Source organism: Lelliottia sp. RWM.1 (assembly GCF_016859735.1).
Lineage (GTDB): Bacteria > Pseudomonadota > Gammaproteobacteria > Enterobacterales > Enterobacteriaceae > Enterobacter.
Genome location: NZ_WLVC01000003.1, coordinates 212,365 through 232,138 on the forward strand (window position 1 = coordinate 212,365; position 19,774 = coordinate 232,138).

Annotated in this window: 22 protein-coding genes; 4 read left to right on the plus strand and 18 right to left on the minus strand. The window is 53.2% G+C overall.

What is annotated here, in order from left to right:
• Positions 1-228 precede the first annotated feature (228 nt).
• Positions 229-1,197, plus strand: coding sequence for an alpha/beta hydrolase (locus tag GF617_RS04280; RefSeq protein WP_181623584.1), 969 nt, complete (start codon positions 229-231; stop codon positions 1,195-1,197).
• A gap of 43 nt (positions 1,198-1,240) precedes the next feature.
• On the opposite strand, the gene nhoA is transcribed toward GF617_RS04280, so the two are convergent.
• From nhoA to GF617_RS04300, 4 genes are all read right to left on the minus strand, one after another.
• Complete coding sequence (gene nhoA / locus GF617_RS04285; RefSeq protein ID WP_203451159.1) at positions 1,241-2,086, minus strand: N-hydroxyarylamine O-acetyltransferase; 846 nt, start codon at positions 2,084-2,086, stop codon at positions 1,241-1,243.
• Between the two features lie 74 nt (positions 2,087-2,160).
• Positions 2,161-3,816 carry an iron ABC transporter permease gene (locus GF617_RS04290; protein WP_181623586.1) on the minus strand — a complete coding sequence of 552 codons (1,656 nt, stop codon included), beginning with the start codon at positions 3,814-3,816 and terminating at the stop codon, positions 2,161-2,163.
• A 41-nt stretch (positions 3,817-3,857) separates the two neighbouring features.
• Positions 3,858-4,826: an ABC transporter substrate-binding protein gene (locus GF617_RS04295; RefSeq protein WP_203451160.1), complete on the minus strand. Its 969-nt coding sequence runs from the start codon at positions 4,824-4,826 to the stop codon at positions 3,858-3,860.
• Complete coding sequence (locus tag GF617_RS04300; RefSeq protein WP_203451161.1) at positions 4,823-5,515, minus strand: ABC transporter ATP-binding protein; 693 nt, start codon at positions 5,513-5,515, stop codon at positions 4,823-4,825. The genes GF617_RS04295 and GF617_RS04300 overlap by 4 nt, the downstream gene beginning before the upstream one ends.
• Before the next feature lie 137 nt (positions 5,516-5,652).
• Between GF617_RS04300 and GF617_RS04305 the strand changes: the two genes are divergently transcribed.
• Positions 5,653-6,225 (plus strand): flavin reductase family protein, encoded by a 573-nt coding sequence (locus GF617_RS04305; RefSeq protein WP_181623589.1) that lies wholly within the window; start codon positions 5,653-5,655, stop codon positions 6,223-6,225.
• Between the two features lie 155 nt (positions 6,226-6,380).
• Here GF617_RS04305 and fusA read toward each other — a convergent pair whose 3' ends face one another.
• Positions 6,381-8,483, minus strand: a complete 2,103-nt coding sequence (gene fusA / locus GF617_RS04310) for an elongation factor G (RefSeq protein ID WP_181623590.1) — start codon at positions 8,481-8,483, stop codon at positions 6,381-6,383.
• A gap of 160 nt (positions 8,484-8,643) precedes the next feature.
• On the opposite strand from fusA, the gene GF617_RS04315 reads away from it, so the two are divergent.
• Positions 8,644-8,943 carry a helix-turn-helix transcriptional regulator gene (locus GF617_RS04315; RefSeq protein ID WP_203451162.1) on the plus strand — a complete coding sequence of 100 codons (300 nt, stop codon included), beginning with the start codon at positions 8,644-8,646 and terminating at the stop codon, positions 8,941-8,943.
• Between the two features lie 56 nt (positions 8,944-8,999).
• Here the strand turns inward: GF617_RS04315 and GF617_RS04320 are convergent, their stop codons facing one another.
• Both GF617_RS04320 and GF617_RS04325 read right to left on the minus strand, forming a co-directional pair.
• Positions 9,000-9,404 (minus strand): SgcJ/EcaC family oxidoreductase, encoded by a 405-nt coding sequence (locus GF617_RS04320; protein WP_203451163.1) that lies wholly within the window; start codon positions 9,402-9,404, stop codon positions 9,000-9,002.
• A gap of 51 nt (positions 9,405-9,455) precedes the next feature.
• Positions 9,456-10,337 (minus strand): ArgP/LysG family DNA-binding transcriptional regulator, encoded by an 882-nt coding sequence (locus GF617_RS04325; RefSeq protein ID WP_203451164.1) that lies wholly within the window; start codon positions 10,335-10,337, stop codon positions 9,456-9,458.
• 101 nt (positions 10,338-10,438) lie between these two features.
• Between GF617_RS04325 and GF617_RS04330 the strand changes: the two genes are divergently transcribed.
• Positions 10,439-11,263: an arginase family protein gene (locus GF617_RS04330; RefSeq protein ID WP_203451165.1), complete on the plus strand. Its 825-nt coding sequence runs from the start codon at positions 10,439-10,441 to the stop codon at positions 11,261-11,263.
• A 104-nt stretch (positions 11,264-11,367) separates the two neighbouring features.
• On the opposite strand, the gene GF617_RS04335 is transcribed toward GF617_RS04330, so the two are convergent.
• The 11 genes from GF617_RS04335 to GF617_RS04385 form a co-directional block, all read right to left on the minus strand.
• Positions 11,368-12,327 (minus strand): DUF523 and DUF1722 domain-containing protein, encoded by a 960-nt coding sequence (locus tag GF617_RS04335; protein ID WP_203451166.1) that lies wholly within the window; start codon positions 12,325-12,327, stop codon positions 11,368-11,370.
• 13 nt (positions 12,328-12,340) lie between these two features.
• Positions 12,341-12,871: a DUF3833 domain-containing protein gene (locus GF617_RS04340; RefSeq protein WP_203451167.1), complete on the minus strand. Its 531-nt coding sequence runs from the start codon at positions 12,869-12,871 to the stop codon at positions 12,341-12,343.
• Positions 12,868-13,392 carry a hypothetical protein gene (locus GF617_RS04345; RefSeq protein WP_181623597.1) on the minus strand — a complete coding sequence of 175 codons (525 nt, stop codon included), beginning with the start codon at positions 13,390-13,392 and terminating at the stop codon, positions 12,868-12,870. The genes GF617_RS04340 and GF617_RS04345 overlap by 4 nt, the downstream gene beginning before the upstream one ends.
• Positions 13,389-13,874, minus strand: coding sequence for a DUF2878 domain-containing protein (locus GF617_RS04350; RefSeq protein WP_203451168.1), 486 nt, complete (start codon positions 13,872-13,874; stop codon positions 13,389-13,391). The genes GF617_RS04345 and GF617_RS04350 overlap by 4 nt, the downstream gene beginning before the upstream one ends.
• Positions 13,871-15,091 (minus strand): cyclopropane-fatty-acyl-phospholipid synthase family protein, encoded by a 1,221-nt coding sequence (locus GF617_RS04355; protein ID WP_203451169.1) that lies wholly within the window; start codon positions 15,089-15,091, stop codon positions 13,871-13,873. The genes GF617_RS04350 and GF617_RS04355 overlap by 4 nt, the downstream gene beginning before the upstream one ends.
• A gap of 2 nt (positions 15,092-15,093) precedes the next feature.
• Positions 15,094-15,810, minus strand: coding sequence for a DUF1365 domain-containing protein (locus GF617_RS04360; RefSeq protein WP_203451170.1), 717 nt, complete (start codon positions 15,808-15,810; stop codon positions 15,094-15,096).
• Entirely contained in the window at positions 15,803-17,071 is a 1,269-nt protein-coding gene (locus tag GF617_RS04365; protein ID WP_203451171.1) for an NAD(P)/FAD-dependent oxidoreductase, read from the minus strand. The genes GF617_RS04360 and GF617_RS04365 overlap by 8 nt, the downstream gene beginning before the upstream one ends.
• Positions 17,068-17,787: an SDR family NAD(P)-dependent oxidoreductase gene (locus GF617_RS04370; protein WP_181623602.1), complete on the minus strand. Its 720-nt coding sequence runs from the start codon at positions 17,785-17,787 to the stop codon at positions 17,068-17,070. The genes GF617_RS04365 and GF617_RS04370 overlap by 4 nt, the downstream gene beginning before the upstream one ends.
• Positions 17,784-18,218, minus strand: coding sequence for a nuclear transport factor 2 family protein (locus tag GF617_RS04375; protein ID WP_181623603.1), 435 nt, complete (start codon positions 18,216-18,218; stop codon positions 17,784-17,786). The genes GF617_RS04370 and GF617_RS04375 overlap by 4 nt, the downstream gene beginning before the upstream one ends.
• A 227-nt stretch (positions 18,219-18,445) precedes the next feature.
• Positions 18,446-19,174, minus strand: a complete 729-nt coding sequence (locus tag GF617_RS04380) for a MerR family transcriptional regulator (RefSeq protein ID WP_181623604.1) — start codon at positions 19,172-19,174, stop codon at positions 18,446-18,448.
• 124 nt (positions 19,175-19,298) lie between these two features.
• On the minus strand, positions 19,299-19,601 hold the full coding sequence (locus tag GF617_RS04385; RefSeq protein WP_203451172.1) for a hypothetical protein: 303 nt from the start codon (positions 19,599-19,601) through the stop codon (positions 19,299-19,301).
• Between the last annotated feature and the right edge of the window lie 173 nt (positions 19,602-19,774).

Here is a 19,774-nt window from a genome sequence, read left to right on the forward strand (position 1 = left end):
ACACTCCTTATATTCACGCCGCAAATATGTTCATTTAAAATATTAAAAAAATGAGATCGCCATCATCCTGTAAAAATAAAAAACATCACTCACCCTGCAACCAGCTAATATAAAAACAAATCTGACGTTATTTAAAGCGCTACGGCGTTTTAAATGCCTGTCACTTTAAGTCCTGCCTAATCTGTATATAAGACACCATACATTATTGTCTAATCGTGGGAGATAATCATGCCATCCTATGTCATGTCTGTTCGTAAAGTATCCAGAGGAAAATTTACCGCTGATGTCGGCGATACCCATTATCTGATCGTCCCTGATGGACAGGACCCAAGTCCGGGCCATGCCGTCCCGGCAGAAGTGTGGTTTAACAAGATCACTCAGGGCGCACAATGGCAAAACGAAAAAGGCGAAAAGCGCGGTGACCTGCTGTTTTCTGCCCATGGATACAATATGAGCGAAAGCGAAGTGGTTGAGCGCCATCGGCTTCTGGCAAACGGATTATCTGAATTTGGTTTCAAGGGCATTGTGGTCTCATTTGACTGGCCTTGCGACGATAAAGCCCTCGCGTATTTGCCCGATCGCCACAAGGCAAAACTCACCGCGATGCGGCTTATGTCGGAGGGCATTGCCTATGTCTCCGCCAGGCAAAAACCAGACTGTCCAATTAACATTCATGTTTTAGGCCATTCAACAGGAGCTTATGTCTTAACGGAAGCCTTTGATGATGCGGATGATACCAACCTGCCTAACAGTGCCTGGAAAGTCAGCCAGATTATTTTTGTTGCCGGAGATGTTTCCAGCGGAACAATGTCAACCCCGGACCCAAGAAGTGACTCCATTTATCGCCACTGCATTCGTCTGACCAACTATTCAAGCCGACGCGACCAGGCGCTGGATATATCTAACGTGAAACGTGCAGGGGTTGCCCCTCGTGTGGGGCGGGTGGGTCTTCCGGATGACGCCCCGGCAAATGCGATTAATGTCGATTGCACTGACTATTTTAAACTGCTGGAAGACGATTCAACGATTCGCGAACAGGATGAACCCAATGGAATAAAAGGAATGCCGACCCACTCATGGTATTTTGGAAATAAAATTTTTACGCATGATCTCTTTTGTACATTAATTGGTATAGATCGCTTTACTATTCCAACGAGATCGATTGACCGGGAGGGGAAAACAATACTGGTACGTTAACCCCTGTGCCAACATCCCTCTCCTTTCGGAGAGGGAATTACAGCTATTTCCCCGCCTGCGGATGGGTATCAAACCCGGCCATGACCGCCGTCAGTTCTGCCAGCGAAAAACCGTGTTTAGGATCGTCAACGCCCAAACCAAAGCGCTCCTGCATCAACTGGTAAAGAGCCTCAGCATCCGGTAAGTGGATTTGCTCTTCCACATGCGCACCCTGCCAGTGGGTAAAATGGAAGTTGGTCAGCGTCAGTTTGCCACCGTCGGGGAGATGACGGCACATCAACAGATGGTGGCGGAAATGCGATTGCGGCCAGTGGGCCGACCAGAAATTGCCCATCACATAATCGCTAAAATATTGCGTCGTCAGATCAAAATGGTACATCGATTGCCAGTGTTCATGATGGCGGAACTGTAAAACCCAGTCGTTGCCTTCACTCAGCAGACGGTACAGACCGTGCGGCGTGGCCTGCTCCTCATTGGCGAGTAAACGGATTGGCCCGGTCAGCGTCTGCCCGCCAAACCCGACATCGGCGATCCAGCGTTCGCCATTCACTTCGACCAGCAGCAACCGGTGGGTGCGCGGCGGCATCTGAGGCGGAGCAGACAGCACCACGCGCCCCAGAACGCTGCGAACGTTAAAACCGGTTTCACGTAAAACGCGCTCAAAAAGACCATTTTGCTCAAAGCAGTATCCGCCACGCCGGGCTGTAACCAGTTTGTCAGCGATACTTTGGTCATCGAGGTGAATCTCTCGCGGCAAAACGACGTCAATATTCTCGAAGGGAAACGCGCCGTTGTGCTGCAAATGCAAGGCGCGAAGGGTATCAAGATCGACCGAAACGGGCTTCTGCCAGCCCGTACGGGCGAAATACGCGTTCAGAAATGGAGACATATTTGAGCTTCCTTGTTTAGATATTCCCTGTTTATAAACTATTTTTATCCGCTCACTGGTGCAAAAGTGCTTTTTTATCCGCGCGCGCTACGCTGCATGATCCCGAGTGCACTCAGCATCAAAACCAGCCCGGTCAAAAGCGTCAACGTCGCCATGGCCATACCTTGTCCGACGGAACCTTGCTCAAACTGACGCCAGATAAACACCGACACCGTCTGCGTTCCTGCCGGAGCCAGTAACAGAGATGTCACCAGCTCGCGTGAAGCAATGGCAAACACCATCAGCATCGCGGCCAGCAGTGCAGGCGAAACCAGCGGCATGACAATAAAGCGCAACGCCTGAAACGCAGAAGCACCGTGAACGCGGGCGGCAGGCTCCAGATTCCCCCCCAACTGTCGCAACGCACTGCTGACGTAACGTACCGGCCACGGAAGCAACAAACAACAATAGGACAGCAACAGAATGACCCAGGTATTGTAAGGCGACACGGGCAAGCCGGGGCGGTTCCAGAGCAGGATCAACCCGACACCGACAACAATTCCGGGGAGTGCGGCAGGCATCAGCGATAGCGCATCAAGCGCGCCGCGCCCTTTTATCTTCTGAACAACGACCAGCCAGGAGGCCAATAACCCTAACCCTCCCGTGAGACACGCTGCGCCAAGAGCCAGCGACAGGCTGGTTCCTAACGCCGCAAGCGCATCCCCTTGCTGGCTAAAGAGCGCCACGTAATGTGACATTGTCACATTTGACAGTGTCACACCGCCGGATAATGTGCCCAGCACTCCAGAAAGTGCCATGGAGAGTCCCGGCAAAATCACCGCGATGATCCCGACGCTGCCCATGATTATCACCATCGGCAGCGCATACACCCCGGCATGTGCCCCCGTGTTTTCCGTCGGCTTACCGGTGATGCTGGTAACATCATGCTGACCTGTCAGTTTTTTCTGTACACCCCATGCACAAAGCGCAATGACCACGAGGACCACCGACAACATCGAGGCCCCGGAAAGATCAACCGGCCAGTCCGCCAGTTTTTTCTCGATATCGGTGGTGAGCATCACCACTCCGGCTCGCGTACCCAACGCTGCGGGTACGCCGAACTCCTCAATCGCCAGCGTAAACGCCAGTAACATCCCCGCCGCCAGTGACGGAGAAAGCATCGGCAATGTGATATGCCAGAATGCCCTTCCGGCACTTGCACCATGCACGCGGGCGACCAGTGCCAGTCGCTGGCCGCTCGCCAGCAAACTGCGCGAGACGGCAAAATAGATCACCGGAAAAATATTCAGCGCCATCACCAGAACAATACCGGTTTTGCTGAACAGTAAATCATTCAGGTTTAGGCCGGTTAACTGCTGGAGATAGCCGTTGGTTTGCAGAACCAGCATCCACGACAACGCAGAAATATAGGGCGGCGTTAAAAAAGGAATAAGGAACAGGAGATCCCACATGCGTGGCAGTGGCAGCGCAAACAATCCACGAGCCACACCTAGCGGGAAACCTATCAGGGCACTCACCAGCGCGACGCCCAGCGCTATCTGCAACGTACCGCCCAGCATGGCCGGTAATTGCGGCTCCGCCAGTAACACGGTTACACCGCTAAACGCCCCCTGAAGTGAGCCTGCACTGAACTGGGGAAATACGGCCTGAAACACGATAAATGAGAGCGGAAGCGCGACCAGGATCACCAGCAGTGCCAGCGTCATCATGGACAAAATTCGTTGATTCACGAGACGTTCCTGAATACGGGGGTTGCCCCCCGTCGGGTAATTTAGAGGGCGAAAAGGGTGTTAAAACGCTTGAGGATCTCGCTGCGCACGCTTGAACCATCGCTCCTGGTCGGCAGGATTTTCAGCTCATTCAACAGCGGGCGTTTGGCCTTCACGTCTTCACGCGCAGGCATCAGCCAGGCGTCGGCCACCATGGCCTGACCTTCCGGCGACAGAACATAGTCGACAAAGGCTTTTGCATCATCTGCGTGTTGCGAGGATTTGAGGATCATCATCGGGCGTGGCGCAATCACTGTCCCGCTGGCCGGGAAGATTACTTTCAGGGATTCGCCCTGGCTAATGTTGCCATACGAGACATAATCCACCGCACCAAATACAGCGGCTTTCGCCCCCTGCATGACCGGTGTGACCGCCTGGGCATTTGGGCCGCTGACGACCATGCCATTTTTCTTCAGCTCATCAAATAGCGCCCAGGCTTTGTCCCCCATGCCGTTTTGCAGACCGATCAGCAAATCAAGTGAGGCGCCTGATAACGCCGGATCTGGCGTAGTCACTTTGTCTTTAAAGGCCCCGGAGGTGAGGTCCTGCCACTCTTTTGGCTCCGGCGTACCGCTTTTGGTATTCCAGACGATCCCCAGTGCTGATACCCCCTGAGCTACATAGTCAGCGGTTTTAAGCTCAGCCGGAACCTTCTCTGCATTCGCACTTTGGTACGGCAACAACCAGCCGCGCGTATGTAAATCTTCCGCCGTGTCCCAGGAGGCAGAGATCAGAATATCGGCCTGCGGGTTAGCCTGCTCGGCTTCAAGACGGGCCATCACTTTTCCGGTGGTCGCCTGGAAGATATCGACCTTCACGCCGGTTTTCTTTTCAAACCCGGTCGCCAGATTCTTCGCCAGTGACCCTGGCCCTGCTGTGTATACCGTCAGCGCATGGGCGCTGGACATCATGACGGACGATAACGCCATTGCGAGCAAAACTCCTTTTTTCACGGACATGGTGGTTTTCATGCGAACTCCCCTGAGGTTGAAATCAAACGATCGGCAGCGATGCTGCCAGCAGATAAATGCACGATGCGGTCGGCCAGGATTTCAGCCTCCCGGCGATCATGGGTAACGTACACGGCAGTGGTCCCGAGCTGGCGCAACAACGACGACATCTCCAGGCTCAGCGATTCACGCAGTTCGCTGTCAAGGTTGGAGAGCGGTTCGTCAAACAGCAGCACCCTGGGTTCAGCGACAATCGCCCTCGCCAGCGCCACGCGCTGTTGTTGTCCGCCCGATAAGCCAGCAGGTTTTCGTGCAGCAAACTCTCCCAGCCCGACACGCGCTAAAGCCTGCATGACGCGGCTTTCGCGTTCCTGACGAGGGATATTACGCATCCTGAGGGGAAAGGCCACGTTCTGCCCGACCGTCATATGCGGCCACAGAGCGTAGTCCTGGAAGACCATACCGATATCGCGAGCCTCTGGAGGCAGGGACCAGCCTGCTTTCGCCACCTGACGTTCAGCAAAATGGATTTCACCCTGTGCGGGGTGTGATAGCCCGGCCAGCAGCCGTAAGAGCGTACTTTTCCCGCAGCCTGATGGACCCAGCAGCGCAACCACGCTGCCCGCCTCAATGTGCAGATCGATCTGATTCAAAACAGTGTTCGCACCAAAAGCGTACGAGACGCCTTTAAGCGTTATTGACGTGAGCATATTGTTATCCTCTTTGGGATTTACTGCCCGCCACTGTAGGCAGCCAGTGTGACGAATACATGACGCTAATGTTGCGTCTTGATTTCCTCTGCACTTCAGTCGTTTAATGCCAGCAAGCACATATAAGAGGAATAACGATGAGCCACTTCCGCCCTGTCGATTTAAAACATGCCAGCCGCTTGCTTAATCATGGCCCGACGGTGCTGATCACCAGCCGGGATGAAACCATTAACCGTCGCAACGTGATGGCGGCAGCCTGGTCGATGCCCGTCGAATTTGAGCCGCCTCGTATCGCAATCGTGGTCGACAAAAGCGCCTGGTCACGCGAACTGATTGAGCGCAGTGGCAAGTTTGGCATTGTGATCCCAGGCGTTGCCGCCGCTAACTGGACCTACGCAGTGGGCAGTGTCAGTGGTCGTGACGAAGATAAATTCAACTGCTACGGGATCCCGGTGGTGAATGGCCCGGAACTGGGTCTGCCGGTTATTGAAGAGAAATGTCTGGCGTGGATGGAGTGCCGTTTATTGCCAGTCACTTCAGCCGCAGAGAAATATGACACCCTGTTTGGCGAAGTGGTGTCTGCCGCAGCGGATGAGCGTGCATTTGTCGCAGGTCGTTGGCAATTTGATGATGACAAACTGAACACGCTGCACCATCTGGGCGCCGGAACCTTTGTAACCAGTGGGAAAATGGTGAAAGCACCGGATTGATTAAGTCAATCATATCCAGCTGAAATATAATGGTTTTCCATAACATCTCATGCTTATCGTTATGACAGGAATCGGTGGATGTTTTCGAAGCTGCATTCGCTACTTCTCTTTAATAGAAATGACACGGCAGCCTTATGGCCACCGTGTCAGACTGATTAACTCTTCACTCGCCGCGCTATAATCTCATCCGCCACATTGCGTGGTGCTTCCGCGTAATGGTGGAACTCCATGCTGTAAGTCGCACGCCCTTGTGACATGGAGCGCAGCGTGGTGGCATAGCCAAACATCTCGGCCAGCGGGACATCGGCGCGAATAATTTGGCTGCCATACCGCTCTTCCATCCCCTGCACCATACCGCGACGGGAAGAGAGATCGCCCATGATATTCCCGGCGTACTCTTCCGGTGTTTCCACCTCCACATGCATGATCGGTTCGAGGATCGCCGGGTCAGCTTTACGCGCCCCCTCTTTAAAGCCAAAGATCGCCGCCATGCGGAAGGCCATTTCAGACGAGTCGACATCATGATACGAACCAAATGTCAGCGTCGCTTTCACATCAACAACCGGATAACCCGCCAGCACACCTGTGTTCATCGCTTCGCGTAGCCCTTTTTCCACAGATGGAATGTACTCACGCGGAACCACACCGCCTTTGGTGGCATCTTCGAAAACAAAGCCACTCCCCGCCGCAAGCGGTTCAAGACTGAGGACAACGTGTCCGTATTGCCCTTTCCCGCCGGACTGACGAACAAATTTCCCTTCAATGTCTTTCACGGCTTTGCGCAAGGTTTCACGGTAAGTCACCTGCGGACGTCCGATATTCGCCTCAACGCCAAACTCACGTTTCATGCGGTCAACAATGATTTCCAGGTGCAGTTCGCCCATACCGGAAATAATCGTCTGGCCAGACTCTTCGTCAGTATGCAGACGGAATGACGGATCTTCCGCCGCCAGGCGCTGCAACGCGATGCCCATTTTTTCCTGATCGGCCTTGGTTTTCGGCTCGATCGCCAGTGAAATAACCGGGTCCGGGAATTCCATTCTTTCGAGCGTAATCACGGCATCCGGGTCGCAGAGCGTGTCACCCGTGGTGACATCTTTTAATCCTACACAGGCCGCGATATCGCCCGCCCGCAACTCGTCCACTTCATGACGATCGTTCGCGTGCATTTGCACAATACGGCCAATGCGCTCTTTCTTGCCCTTCACCGGGTTATAAACCGCATCGCCTTTTTTCAGCACGCCGGAATAGACGCGGATAAAGGTCAACTGGCCGACATACGGGTCAGTCATCAGTTTGAACGCCAGCGCGGAGAACGGCTCGTCATCAGAGGGATGTCGTTCTGCATGCTGACCTTTTTCATCCAGGCCATCAATCGCAGGCACGTCCAGTGGCGACGGCATCAGCTCGACAACAGCATCGAGCATGCGCTGTACCCCTTTGTTTTTAAAGGCACTGCCGCACAACATCGGCTGGATCTCCCCCGCAATAGTACGGATACGTAACCCCTTGATGATTTCAGCTTCATCAAGTTCGCCCGTTTCCAGATACTTATCCATTAGCTCGTCACTGGCTTCAGCGGCGGCTGACACCATTTTCTCGCGCCAGGTTTGCGCCGTCCTCAGCAGGTCATCCGGAACGGGACCGTAACTGAAGGTCATCCCCTGGGTTGCGTCGTCCCACAAAATGGCGCGCATTTTAATGAGATCAACCACACCGGTGAAATGTTCTTCTGCACCGACCGGGATCACAATCGGAACCGGGTTCGCTTTCAGACGGTCCTGCATCATCTGCACTACACGGAAGAAATCAGCCCCCGGGCGGTCCATTTTGTTGACGAAAGCCAGACGTGGCACATGGTATTTGTTGGCCTGCCGCCACACAGTTTCCGATTGCGGCTGTACGCCACCAACCGAGTCATACACCATCACTGCGCCGTCAAGCACACGCATGGAACGTTCCACTTCAATGGTGAAATCCACGTGCCCTGGGGTGTCGATGATATTGATCCGGTGCGGTTCAAAACCTCTGTCCATACCCGGCCAGAAACAGCTCACGGCAGCAGACGTGATAGTGATCCCGCGCTCCTGCTCCTGCGCCATCCAGTCCGTTGTTGCCGCGCCATCGTGGACTTCACCCAGTTTGTGGCTCATACCGGTGTAAAACAGGATGCGCTCAGTGGTGGTCGTTTTACCGGCATCGATATGCGCGGAGATACCGATGTTGCGATAACGTTCGAGAGGGATGGGTCGGGGCATGATAGATCCTTAGTCAGTTTGACATGCAATGAAAGGCCAGGATGGCCTGATGTTCGTTCGTTTGCTATAATAGTCCTATTGTACGAGTATAATCGAACTATTTTTTACTGATTGACCTATTGTTGATATAGCTCAATCTGATATCAGACGCAGGAAAACTATGATCCCAAACCATCCAGAACCCGAACAAATACAGCTTGAAAACGTGCTTTTCGCCCTTGGAAACCCGCTCCGATTGGCGATTATCCGTAAGCTTGCCGACGGGAGTGAACTGAATTGCAACGCCTTGCGTCCGGAAGATGTGGTGAAATCCACGATGACACACCACTGGCGGGTGCTGCGTGACAGCGGCGTGATCTGGCAACGACCTCAGGGGCGGGAAAATATGATTTCACTGCGCAGAGACGATCTTGACGCCCGCTTTCCGGGCCTGATGGACACATTGCTGCAGGTGATGTAAGCCAGGTTGATGGATAAACAGCATCGACCCGAAATCGTCGATGCTGTTGGTATAAATCAGGCAGATTCAGGATCCAGAAGCGACGTTCCATAAGAATTGTCGACGGTACAGCGCCAGCGGTTGTCATGTTCTTGTCGAAAGACGTAGGTTGCCCGGCGCGTTGTCTCTGCCATCCCACCCTGACCATCAGGAAAACGCAGCAACGTTTCCATAATCACCAGCGCATTCCCTCCACCTTCGATAATCTGCATTTCGCCCTGCTCAACAACCAACTGCCCCTGAAAATAATCAGAAATGGCCATAAAAGCGTTGCGAATATTCTCTTTTCCGGTCGCAATCATGCCGGGCTTAATCACCAGCGCGGCATCTTCAGCATAGTGATCCATCAGCGCATCATAATCTTTTGCTGAGATCGCCCGGTCACATGATTCAATAATGTGTCGTATCGGATGCGACGGCATCTGCGTTTCTCCTGTTAAGTACCCAACCCGCGCCAAAGACCGCTGGAGAGATCATTCGCGAAGCGCTTCACGTGCAGCAACGTGAACACATTCACTAAGACGTTCTAACAAGGTCAATTTTAAACTCCATCGATGCCAATATAACCGGGTATCGACAGGATTACCCTCTGCTATTTCGACCAGTATTCCCTTATCCCGAAAAGGTTCAGAAAGGTGTTCGGGAAGCATCCCCCACCCCAGTCCGCGCAAAACTGCGTGAAGATAGGCCGATGTTGAGGGTATATATTGTGACGGTGGCTCAATATCACACGATATAACCTTCCGGATGAATTTATTCTGAAGATCATCCTTGTGATTAAACATAATTACCGGTGCATTTTTCAGCGTTTTTTCAGAAATACCGTCGCGGAAATATTCCGCATAATAATCAACAGAAGCGTAGGCTTTATATCGCATGGTCCCCAGGTACTCAACTTTGCATCCCTGAACAAGGGTGGGATCGGCACTTACGGCAGCCATAACTTCGCCTTTTTGCAGCAAGGTTGCACTGTAATCCTGGTCTTCGATTCGCACATCAACAACAATGTTTTGCTCCCTGAATGCCGTATTTATTGCAGACAAGAACCAGCCATCGACTGAGTCCGCATTAACCGCAACTACCGCTTTTCCCTGATATTTTTTCTCCTGAACGGCGAAAAAATCTTTTTCCAGTAATTCTATTTTTTCAGCATATTGATACAGCTCCATGCCCGCCTGGCTGGGTTGACAGGGACTGCCCCTGATAATTAATACCTGCCCAACCTCTTCTTCCAGCACCCGGATCCTCTGACTCACCGCTGAAGGCGTGATATGCAATTTTCGGGAGGCCAGTTCAAAACTCCCATTCCGGATAATCGCCATAAACGTCTCTAAAAAAGAGTAATTGAGTTTCATCTTAAGTTTTTCTTACGCATCTGAATTTTAATTAATTTGCCTTAACCCATTATTTTCATCAACCTGTATTCAATCAATAAACGTGGCTAAAGGGTAAATTCATGACAACAACACTCACGTATTTCCAGGGACGGGCTGGCGATCATAATGACCTCGCCATTCCCGGAGCCCTGGCGCTGGCAAAATGGCTGTCAGACATCACCGGGTTAAATCCTGTTTCCGTTGGGGAACCGGCTCCCGCGTTGAATACAGGCTGGTCAAGTGAATTAACCGCTGCGATGCCGGATTTAAAAAAGATGAAGGCGCATATGGAGAGCGTTTTTACGCATGGCGGGCGTTCTCTTGCCGCCACCAGTCGCTGCGCTGTTTCGCTGGCAACACTACCCGCCCTTGCGAAATACCGTCCTGATGCCTGTATTGTCTGGTTTGATTCGCATGCCGATCTCAATACGCCGTCATCAACCGAGAGCGGTTATTTAGGGGGGCTGGCGCTTTCAGGTCCCACAGGACTTTGGGATTCAGGGCTCGGTAGCGGTTTCTCCCTTGCATCCGTTATCCTCGTGGGGCAACGGGATCTGGATGCATTCGAGAAAAAATGTATTGCTGAAAACAGCGTGGCGTATATTCCATTAGGTGACAATTATCTTGAACAATTACGTCAAAACATAAACGGACGCCCTGTCTATATTCATCTTGATTGCGATGTCATGGAGCCGGGAATTGTCCCCACAGACTACGTTCATCCGCAGGGAATGACGCTTCATGATCTGGAACAGGCTTGTTCCCTGCTGGCGGAATCAACCATCATTGGTCTGGAAATCGCAGAGTTCCAGAATGCATGGACGCCCGATTCAGACCCTGTTTCACCCTCGGAATTAATTAACGCACTGCTGCCTGTTATCAATAAAATCGTGAAACCGAATTAAATACGCTGCAATGAACGCAAAAAAAAGACGACAGTGAGGGTGTCGTCTAAAAGTTGAACATCACAGGTCCTTGAGGGTTAGTCAGGACTTCTCGTTATAAAAACTTAATAAGCCATCAGGCGCAGGGCTAAATCCTCCGGGTAAGGGGAAAAATAGTTCTGCGTCTGCAAATACCGATCAGGATATTCCGCCAGATAATGTTTCAGCAGTGTCAACGGGGCAAGTATCGGTAACACCCCGGCGCGATAGTGGAGGATCACCTCACGCAGTTCGCCGCGCTGACGGGTATTTAGCTGGTCACGAAAGTAGCCCTGAATGTGCATCAGCACGTTCGTGTGGTTTTTCCGTGAGGCATTTTTTTTCAGGATCGTCATCAGCTTCTCGCGGTACGCCACGAAGAAAGCGTCCAGATCGTCCCATTCATGTAACGAGGCGACAAAGGGGCCAATTTCACGGTAGCCAGCCTGGTGATGCGCCAGAAGCTGAAGCTTGTAACGGCTGTGGAAATCCAGCAACGCACGACGAGTCAGGCCGTTAGCCCGCAGCGAATTGAGTTCATGCAGGGCGAACACGCGTTCGACAAAGTTCTCCCGCAGTGCCGGATCGTTCAGGCGTCCATCCTCTTCAACAGGCAGCCACGGGTATTTCTCCAGTAATGACGCGGTAAAAATACCCACGCCCTCTTTTGGCCCACGATTGCCCTGCTCGTCGTACAGTCTCACGCGCTCCATGCCACAGCTAGGGGATTTGGCGCAGACGATAAAACCGGCCAGACCGCCCAGTTGAGGAAGACAGGTGTCGATGAAAGTAGCCATCTTTTCGGTCATATCGTCGTTGGGCGTTTTACTAAAACGTATCCGGGTCTCCCCTTCGGGGGTTTGCACAAGGCGCAGTGCGGGCCGGGGAACAGGCAGACCAATGGACATCTCCGGACAAACCGGTTTGAACATCACCCACTGTGCCAGCCGGTCCATCACAAAGCTCATCCGTTTATGTCCACCGTCAAACCGCACAGCCGAACCAGTTAAACATCCGCTGATCCCAATAACAGGTTGAGTGTTCATGGCGCTATCCTCTTTACTGCTCTTTTCGGGTGAAGAAAAGCGTGACCGTTCCAACGGTAACCCCAAATTTCTTCATCTCGGTTTTATTAAAAAGATGCGTGCCGTCTTGCAGATACATCCAGTCATCAAAATGCAAAAGCAAGGTGCTGCCGCTGGTGTTAATGTTCATGCTGTAGCGCCAGTTGAAGGCATTGCCCGCGGCCTGACCTGTCGCTACCCCCTCAATATCACTCGCCGTACCTTCGTAGCGATCGGCGCTGATACGGCGGATGTACCACGTCCGCTGTTGTTTCTCGCCATCGTCATAGAGGAAGCGTTCGTTCAACGTCAGCGTATCGCCTACGACGTCGCCATTAATCTCGACATGGAAGCGACGCAGTTGTTTGCCGCTGCGACCCTGGACCATGCCCCACGCTTCCGTTTTCCCCTGGAAAAAATGGAAGATATCGAGTGTGGGCTGTTGGGGTCGGTAATCATTTATTTCCGCGCTACAGCCCACCAGCAACATCATGAGCGTCAGACCGAGTATCAGGGTGCGTTTCATTTCCTGCCTCCCATTAACTGCTGACGCAGATCAGGGTATGTAGTGCGTGGGCTAAGCCAGATCGCCAGAAATTGCGTGCTGAACGCTTCTGACTGACGAGGTCCCAGGCGGATAAAGTTTTTTTGCGCCGCAGATGCGCGATACCAGAACTGGCCTTGCTTATTTTCGAACACGAAGGCCAGTTGCGTGCCTGATGCCACATCAGGCCAAAGTGACAGCAGCATGCGAAGCCACTGCTCGCTCTGCGGCTCACGCGCCAGAATGCCCTGCGCCTGCCACTGTTCACGGGTGGCATCGACCAGTGCCTCACGGTCGATATTGCGTTGATAGCGAATGATCAGTGCCTGATCCTGCGAGGGACCGGTATATCGGCCATCTGGCGTACAAAGCTCAGAGGTGTAGAGGGTAAACGGCCCCCAGGTCAGCGTTGCATCGCCCACCTTTTGCCAGGTTAGCCAATCGTCGGCATGTACCGTCGCGATGCCTGTGAGCCACAGCATCAGCAGTAATGAGGTTCTCATTGCCGTTTCCTCATCAACATATGGAAAAACAGCATCAGAACCAGCCAGCCAGGGGACATCACGCTGACGACAATGACGCTCGGTTCCAGAAAGGTGATAGCGCCAAGATGGTGACCAATGACATACGCCACCGGTCCACCAACCGTTGCCAGCAGAGCCAGTATCCACCCAGGGATCGTCGCCGTGCAGGTCAGACCTGCCCAGACAGTGGCAAACATTAACCACAAGGCCACCATCCACAATGGCAACAGCCCGTCGCCGTTGAAATCGATAAGCCCGGTCAGCACCCAGAATGCATCCAGTGTGCAGCCAGCAACGGCCAGCAATACTGCGTAAAGACGGTGTGCAGGTGACAGCATGATGCAGGCGAGGATAGCCAGGCCAAGCCATAAAAACAGGCCACGTTCACGAAACAGCACCACCAGCGTCCAGTAGAGATCGAACGCAACCGCCATCAGAAAAACCTGTACATAGCGCTTCATACACGTTCCGCCGTAAGCTGTACCACGCTGATGGTACGTGCGTTAAATCCGGCCTCGCAGTAACCAAAGTAGTAGAGCCACATTCTGCGGAAGCGGTCATCAAAGCCCAGTTTTTCAATATCCTGCCAGGCGTGAACAAAACGCTGCCGCCAGTGCGCCAGTGTGCGGGCATAATCAGGTCCCATGTCAAACACGTTGCGAACGACAAAATCTGTATGACGGGTCATCAGATTGTTCATCGCTGTAATACTCGGCAAAAAACCGCCGGGGAAAATGTAGCGCTGGATAAAATCGACGCTCTTGCTGTAATCCCGGTAGCGCTGATCCTGGATGGTAATGGCCTGGATCGTCATTTTTCCACCTGAGCGAAGACGAGCCTGACAGGTACGGAAGAAAGCGGGTAAGTAACGTTTCCCAACGGCTTCAATCATCTCAACCGAAACCAGCTTGTCATACTCGCCCGTCAGATCACGGTAATCACATAACAGAACCTGCACCCTGTCCTGCAACCCCGACCGGGCGATCCGCTCGGTTGCCCACTGGTACTGCTCCTGCGACAACGTGGTGGTGGTAACACGACAGCCATAGTGACGGGCGGCGTACTCCGCCATCGCCCCCCAGCCCGTACCGATTTCCAGCAGATGATCGCTGGGTTTCAGTTCCAGTTGTTCGCACAGGCGAGACATTTTGGCCTGCTGAGCCAGACCAAGATCCTGTTCACCGTTGGAAAACAACGCGCTGGAATAGAGCAACTCTTCATCCAGAAAGTGCGAGTAAAACGCATTGCCCAGGTCATAGTGTGCGGCGATATTTTCCCGCGCCTGTACTCGGTGGTTTCGCCGCATCCAGTGACGTAAACGTTCAGCGGGATTCCCCAGCAAGCGAAAGCCACACTCCAGACGTCCCAGTACCGATGAGTTTAACGCCACCATCTGCAACAGCGACGTAAGTTGATGTGTCTCCCACTCGCCGTCCATCCAGGCTTCGGCAGCAGCGAGGCTTCCGCCAGTGAGCAGACGCCAGTAAACCCCCGGCGAGACAATGCGAACCTCCGCACGCAGCTCGGCTGAGGTATCGCCAAAATGAAACACCTGCGCCCCATCACGAATGGTGAGTGAGCCTTCCTGAAGGCCGCTCAGCAGACGAAAAAGCAACCAGCGTGCAATACGAACGTTACGCGGAATATCGGGTTCAAGCGCAAAGGCAGGATCGGTCATGATCATTCACTCCTGCTAACGGTGTGGTTGTAAACAGGAACACGCTTGAGCCACAGTCGCAGCGCCTGCCAGTAAATGGCAAGCAGGGTTTTCAGTGTCATAAACGGAAGGCGACACAACAGCGACGTCAGTGATTTACGTGTCAGCGGCTCTCGCTTCAACGCCAGAGTGGCATCGAAAACTTTTGTGGTCCGGTGGTTTTCAATGTGCATATGCAGCGTTTTATCCGGGTTGTTAAAACGCCAGTGGTACACCATGTCCATCGGGTTAAAGGGGGATACATGGAAGGCTTTTTCCAGCGGATGCGCGGCCTGGCCGTCTACGGCATAGTAATGACGTTCATTCCACGGCGTATTCCTCACTTCCGCAAGCACCCAACGCAGAGTCTGGGTACGGTCATAGCAGTAGTAAAAATTGACCGGATTAAAATGGAACCCAAAGTAGCGCAACTGCGTCAGGAGCATGACACGGCCATCAGGATGCTCACCGGTCAGCGACATAAGTTGATTGAGCACGGTGTCTTTAAGCGGTGTGCCCAACGGGTAATCTGCATCATAGAAAGCAGCGGCAGCAAAGCGGTTACGCCGGATACCCACCGAAGGTAATGCCTCCAGCTCATCCAGATCGAGCCAGGCCATAAAAACGCTGTAGCGGAAAGTATGCGTTTTCGGCAACAGACGGCGGTGGCGTAGCACGCCATGGTAAAGGCAGCTATTCATTTGCGTGACCCTCTCCGGCGGCGATCCCCTTCACCACATCCAGCGCGCTCCGCACCCCATCCTCATGAAAGCCGTTGTACCAGTAAGCGCCGCAGTACCAGCTTCGATGAAAACCGTTGATCTCGCTACGACGCGTCTGCGCCCGCCAGCTTTTAGGATTAAACAGCGGATGTTCATAGACAACGCGCTGCCAGACATAGCGTTCATCGACGGCGGTTTCCGGATTCAGGGTTACACAGAACAAGGGCGCATCGTGGGGTAACCCTTGTAAAATATTCATGTTGTAGGTCACACAGGCGCTGGCCTGATCCTGCTCGCTCAGGCGATAGTTCCAGCTTGCCCAGGCACGTTCACGCACCGGGAGCCAGCGTCGGTCGCCGTGTAAAACCACCTCATTACGCTGCCAGCCGATATCCCCCAGCACGTCGCGTTCGGCCTGGGTTGGCTCGTCAAGCAAAGCCAGAGCCTGCGCGGAGTGACAGGCGAAGATCACCTGGTCGAAAGTCTGCCCGGATGTTTCAAGCTGAACCTTTACGCCACCGTCATAGCGGATAACCTGCTGAACGGGTGTATTCAGGTGTAAGGTCAGACGATCGCCAAGCTGGGCCAGTATGGCGCGGATATACTCCCGCGAGCCGCCCGGCACGACGTACCACTGCGGGCGATGGGTAACATCCAGCAGACCATGATGCTCAAAAAAGCGTAAAAAAAGCGGCAGTGGAAAACGGCGCATCTCCCGTAGCGACGATGACCAGATAGCCGCGCCCATCGGTAGAATGTAATGGCGTGCGAAGAACGGGCCGAAGCGGTGCTGTTCAAGGAAGGATTGCAGCGTGGCACTTGGGTCAATGTCGCCCCGCAGCGCCCTCTTCGCCACGCGATTAAAGCGGACAATCTCTTTCAGTAGACACCAGAATTTAGGGTTCACCAGATTACGACGCTGCGCAAACAATGAGCCCAGGGTATGTCCGTTGTACTCAAGACCGCTTTGCGGGTTATGCACTGAGAAACTCATCTGCGTTTTTTGCCCGCTGATGCCCAGTTCGCTTAACAAGCCCATAAAGCGCGGATAGGTGCGGTCGTTATAGACGATAAACCCAGTATCAATGGCATACGTTCCATCTGGCGTGGCAACATCCACCGTCGCGGTGTGTCCGCCTGCCGTGGCGCCGGCCTCGAAAAGCGTCACCTGATGGTGTCCGGCAAGCCGCCAGGCACAGGTCAGGCCGGCAATGCCGCTCCCGATAATCGCGATATTCATGAGCGCACCATCCTGCGCAGTAAAATGTGTTGAACACTTGCCGGAAGTCCCGCCAGCAGGCGCATAACCACACTGAATCCGGTCGGGAACGCAATATGGTTTTTCCCTTTCGCTACACCACGGCGGATCGCCTTAACCGCATCCTCCACACTGACCTGACCGGGCATGGCAAAATCGTTTTTACGGGTCAACGGGGTATCCACAAAGCCCGGCGAGACAACGGTGACAGCAATGCCTTTCGGCTCCCAGTCCAGCCGCAGGCAGTTGGCAAACCAGGTCAGCGCGGCCTTCGACGCACCATAAGCTTCAGCGCGCGGAAAATGCAGCCAGTGCGCCATCGAGCTGATCAGCACCACACGATTACCTGATACCAGCTGTGGCTGAAGTGCAGCCAGGCAGTTCACCGGCCCGAGGAAATTGGTGGTCATCACCCTCTCCACCAGTGACGCGTCCACCCTGCCGTGATCCAGATATTCACAGGTTCCCGCGCACAGGATCACGAGATCGGCGCAGCAATCCTCCAGCGCCTGGCGACAGACGTCCCTGTCAGTCATATCGAACAGGCGAACCGTGATGTTTGGGCTGTACTGGTGGAGTGCCTCCAGCCGGGCCGGGTCTCGCCCGCAGGCGATGACGTGACAACCGTCATCGGCCCAGGATTTCGCGAGCCCGGCCCCAATGCCGGAGCTTGCGCCAGTGATGAGGACAGTCATCATGCGCGCACCCTCCGTTTCACACCGCGAACCGCCCACCCCAACAGCGGAAGGTGTTCGTAGATCATCTCCCCGGCATCGTAGTAATCGCGCTGGCGAACAATCAGGTTATTTTCAACCTCCACCATGGAACACCCCGGTAGCGTGAGCATCTCACCTGCGGCAATGCGTGGGTGCGACCAGTGCATGGTCCAGTTCACGGCAAAACGGTGTCCCTCACTCAGGGGAGAATCGATGGAAAAACGACACTGTTCCACGTTGGTCAGCAGGTGGGTGAAGTAGCGCTGGATCGCAAAAAGACCTTTGTGTTCGCCAAAAGGATCAATAAGCGACGCGTCCGCATCATAGAGCGCGACTAATGCCGACGGAGGCTGGTTATCCAGCCCGGCGTAGTAATCAACAAACCGATCAATGACGGATGACATTGTGCTCATGAGTCTCACCTGGCTGTGAACAACGTGGCGTAATTGCATAATTAAAACTTACACAATTACATAAATTTGTCCAAGTTTATGGCGAACTATTTTTTATAGTTATTATTTTTCAATTTGTTATGTATTTATTTTTGGCGCGATAATTTTTGAAAATTAGACAGCACATCGCTGGCCTGCATACGCTGGCGGCGATGTGTCTACGGCGAGTCTGATGGAAAGAAACGAAATTACAGGGAGATAACGTCGAGGGAAATAACCTGCTGTTGCCAGAGATCTATCTGCTTTTTACGGGCTGCCGTCAGTTTGCCCGTTGTGACCAGCAACCATTTCCGTTCCGGGAAGATCTCCGGGGCCAAGGTGGCCGGTGGTACGGGCAATACATCGATACGGTGGCCCTGACCAGTACGCTTAAGGGCTTCAAGCCAGATTTCACACGGATCGGTCAAATGCCAGCCGGTAATCAGGCAATTATCGCCAGGCGCTCTTTTGTCGCCTTCGAGACAAAACGAGGTGTAGGAGATGATGATCCCATCAAGAATTTCACGCAGGGTCATCATTGCCGGAACATTAGCTGAGACAAGACTGCGCAGAGGGCGCAACACCTCCGTCACCAGTTCAGGACGCGGATATTCACGACCAGAGTCATAAATGAGCTGCCGCAGGGATTCGATTTTCCCCTCTTTCAACCGCTGTAACATGCTCTCTTGCAAGGAGAGCCAGTTGTTAGTCCGTCGTGCACCAGGGCGAGCCAGCAGAGGCTTTACCTGGCTGACAGGAACCCCTTTTTTCACCCAGTCGAGAATTTTAAGCGCCTGCTGGATGTCGTCATCACTGTACAGGCGATGCCCACCATCGGTGCGCAGCGGTTTTAGCAGGCCGTAACGACGCTGCCAGGCGCGAAGTGTGGTCGCATTTATGCCGCAAAGCCGGGAAAATTCGCCGATGGAGTAAGACATGAAGGACACCCGATGACAAAGAATATACTCAATATACTATGAATCATGTCAGGTTGGATGCCGTGGGGCATCTTTGCGCACGACTTTCGCCTCGAAACCGGGAGACAAAAGGTGTTGTCCCCGATTATTTAAACAGCGCGGAAGACAACCCGATAACCATAACGACGCTCATAATCAACTGGATTAAAATGATAAAAAACGCAAGCGTACCGAGAACGGTGATTTTTCGTCGAAGAATGAAGGTAATACCGGAGAGAACGCCCCCAAACAGAACGGTTTTCATCAGGAACGTCAACGGTAAAAATACGACATAGCCTGTATAAACACCTGCCAAACCGATGAGGCCGATCAATAAGCCACCGCAGACACCCCACACCCAGAACGTCATCGACAAACTTAGCTGCCCCGTTACCAGCGTTTTCAACACAACTGCATCCCTTCTGTAATAGTAATAATCGCCATTAAGCCGAAAGATTCGCAGACGGCTCAATCAACAGCACTGACTTTAGAATATCGGCATGCGAAACGGATTATTTAGCTTACGTGTGCAATCAGTATGCCAGGGGAAAAAGGTGAGGTCCGGTAAGCCACATATCTCGT

What these genes read in the sequence shown, in the direction of transcription:
- GF617_RS04355 (WP_203451169.1), bottom strand. Translation starts at nt 15,091, where the DNA reads ATGACCGATCCTGCCTTTGCGCTTGAACCCGATATTCCGCGTAACGTT.
- GF617_RS04325 (WP_203451164.1), bottom strand. Translation starts at nt 10,337, where the DNA reads ATGAAACTCAATTACTCTTTTTTAGAGACGTTTATGGCGATTATCCGG.
- GF617_RS04300 (WP_203451161.1), bottom strand. Translation starts at nt 5,515, where the DNA reads ATGCTCACGTCAATAACGCTTAAAGGCGTCTCGTACGCTTTTGGTGCG.
- GF617_RS04345 (WP_181623597.1), bottom strand. Translation starts at nt 13,392, where the DNA reads ATGAGAACCTCATTACTGCTGATGCTGTGGCTCACAGGCATCGCGACG.
- GF617_RS04330 (WP_203451165.1), top strand. Translation starts at nt 10,439, where the DNA reads ATGACAACAACACTCACGTATTTCCAGGGACGGGCTGGCGATCATAAT.
- GF617_RS04305 (WP_181623589.1), top strand. Translation starts at nt 5,653, where the DNA reads ATGAGCCACTTCCGCCCTGTCGATTTAAAACATGCCAGCCGCTTGCTT.
- GF617_RS04365 (WP_203451171.1), bottom strand. Translation starts at nt 17,071, where the DNA reads ATGAATATCGCGATTATCGGGAGCGGCATTGCCGGCCTGACCTGTGCC.
- GF617_RS04340 (WP_203451167.1), bottom strand. Translation starts at nt 12,871, where the DNA reads ATGAAACGCACCCTGATACTCGGTCTGACGCTCATGATGTTGCTGGTG.
- nhoA (WP_203451159.1), bottom strand. Translation starts at nt 2,086, where the DNA reads ATGTCTCCATTTCTGAACGCGTATTTCGCCCGTACGGGCTGGCAGAAG.
- GF617_RS04370 (WP_181623602.1), bottom strand. Translation starts at nt 17,787, where the DNA reads ATGATGACTGTCCTCATCACTGGCGCAAGCTCCGGCATTGGGGCCGGG.
- GF617_RS04360 (WP_203451170.1), bottom strand. Translation starts at nt 15,810, where the DNA reads ATGAATAGCTGCCTTTACCATGGCGTGCTACGCCACCGCCGTCTGTTG.
- GF617_RS04380 (WP_181623604.1), bottom strand. Translation starts at nt 19,174, where the DNA reads ATGTCTTACTCCATCGGCGAATTTTCCCGGCTTTGCGGCATAAATGCG.
- GF617_RS04375 (WP_181623603.1), bottom strand. Translation starts at nt 18,218, where the DNA reads ATGAGCACAATGTCATCCGTCATTGATCGGTTTGTTGATTACTACGCC.
- fusA (WP_181623590.1), bottom strand. Translation starts at nt 8,483, where the DNA reads ATGCCCCGACCCATCCCTCTCGAACGTTATCGCAACATCGGTATCTCC.
- GF617_RS04335 (WP_203451166.1), bottom strand. Translation starts at nt 12,327, where the DNA reads ATGAACACTCAACCTGTTATTGGGATCAGCGGATGTTTAACTGGTTCG.
- GF617_RS04350 (WP_203451168.1), bottom strand. Translation starts at nt 13,874, where the DNA reads ATGAAGCGCTATGTACAGGTTTTTCTGATGGCGGTTGCGTTCGATCTC.
- GF617_RS04315 (WP_203451162.1), top strand. Translation starts at nt 8,644, where the DNA reads ATGATCCCAAACCATCCAGAACCCGAACAAATACAGCTTGAAAACGTG.
- GF617_RS04320 (WP_203451163.1), bottom strand. Translation starts at nt 9,404, where the DNA reads ATGCCGTCGCATCCGATACGACACATTATTGAATCATGTGACCGGGCG.
- GF617_RS04295 (WP_203451160.1), bottom strand. Translation starts at nt 4,826, where the DNA reads ATGAAAACCACCATGTCCGTGAAAAAAGGAGTTTTGCTCGCAATGGCG.
- GF617_RS04280 (WP_181623584.1), top strand. Translation starts at nt 229, where the DNA reads ATGCCATCCTATGTCATGTCTGTTCGTAAAGTATCCAGAGGAAAATTT.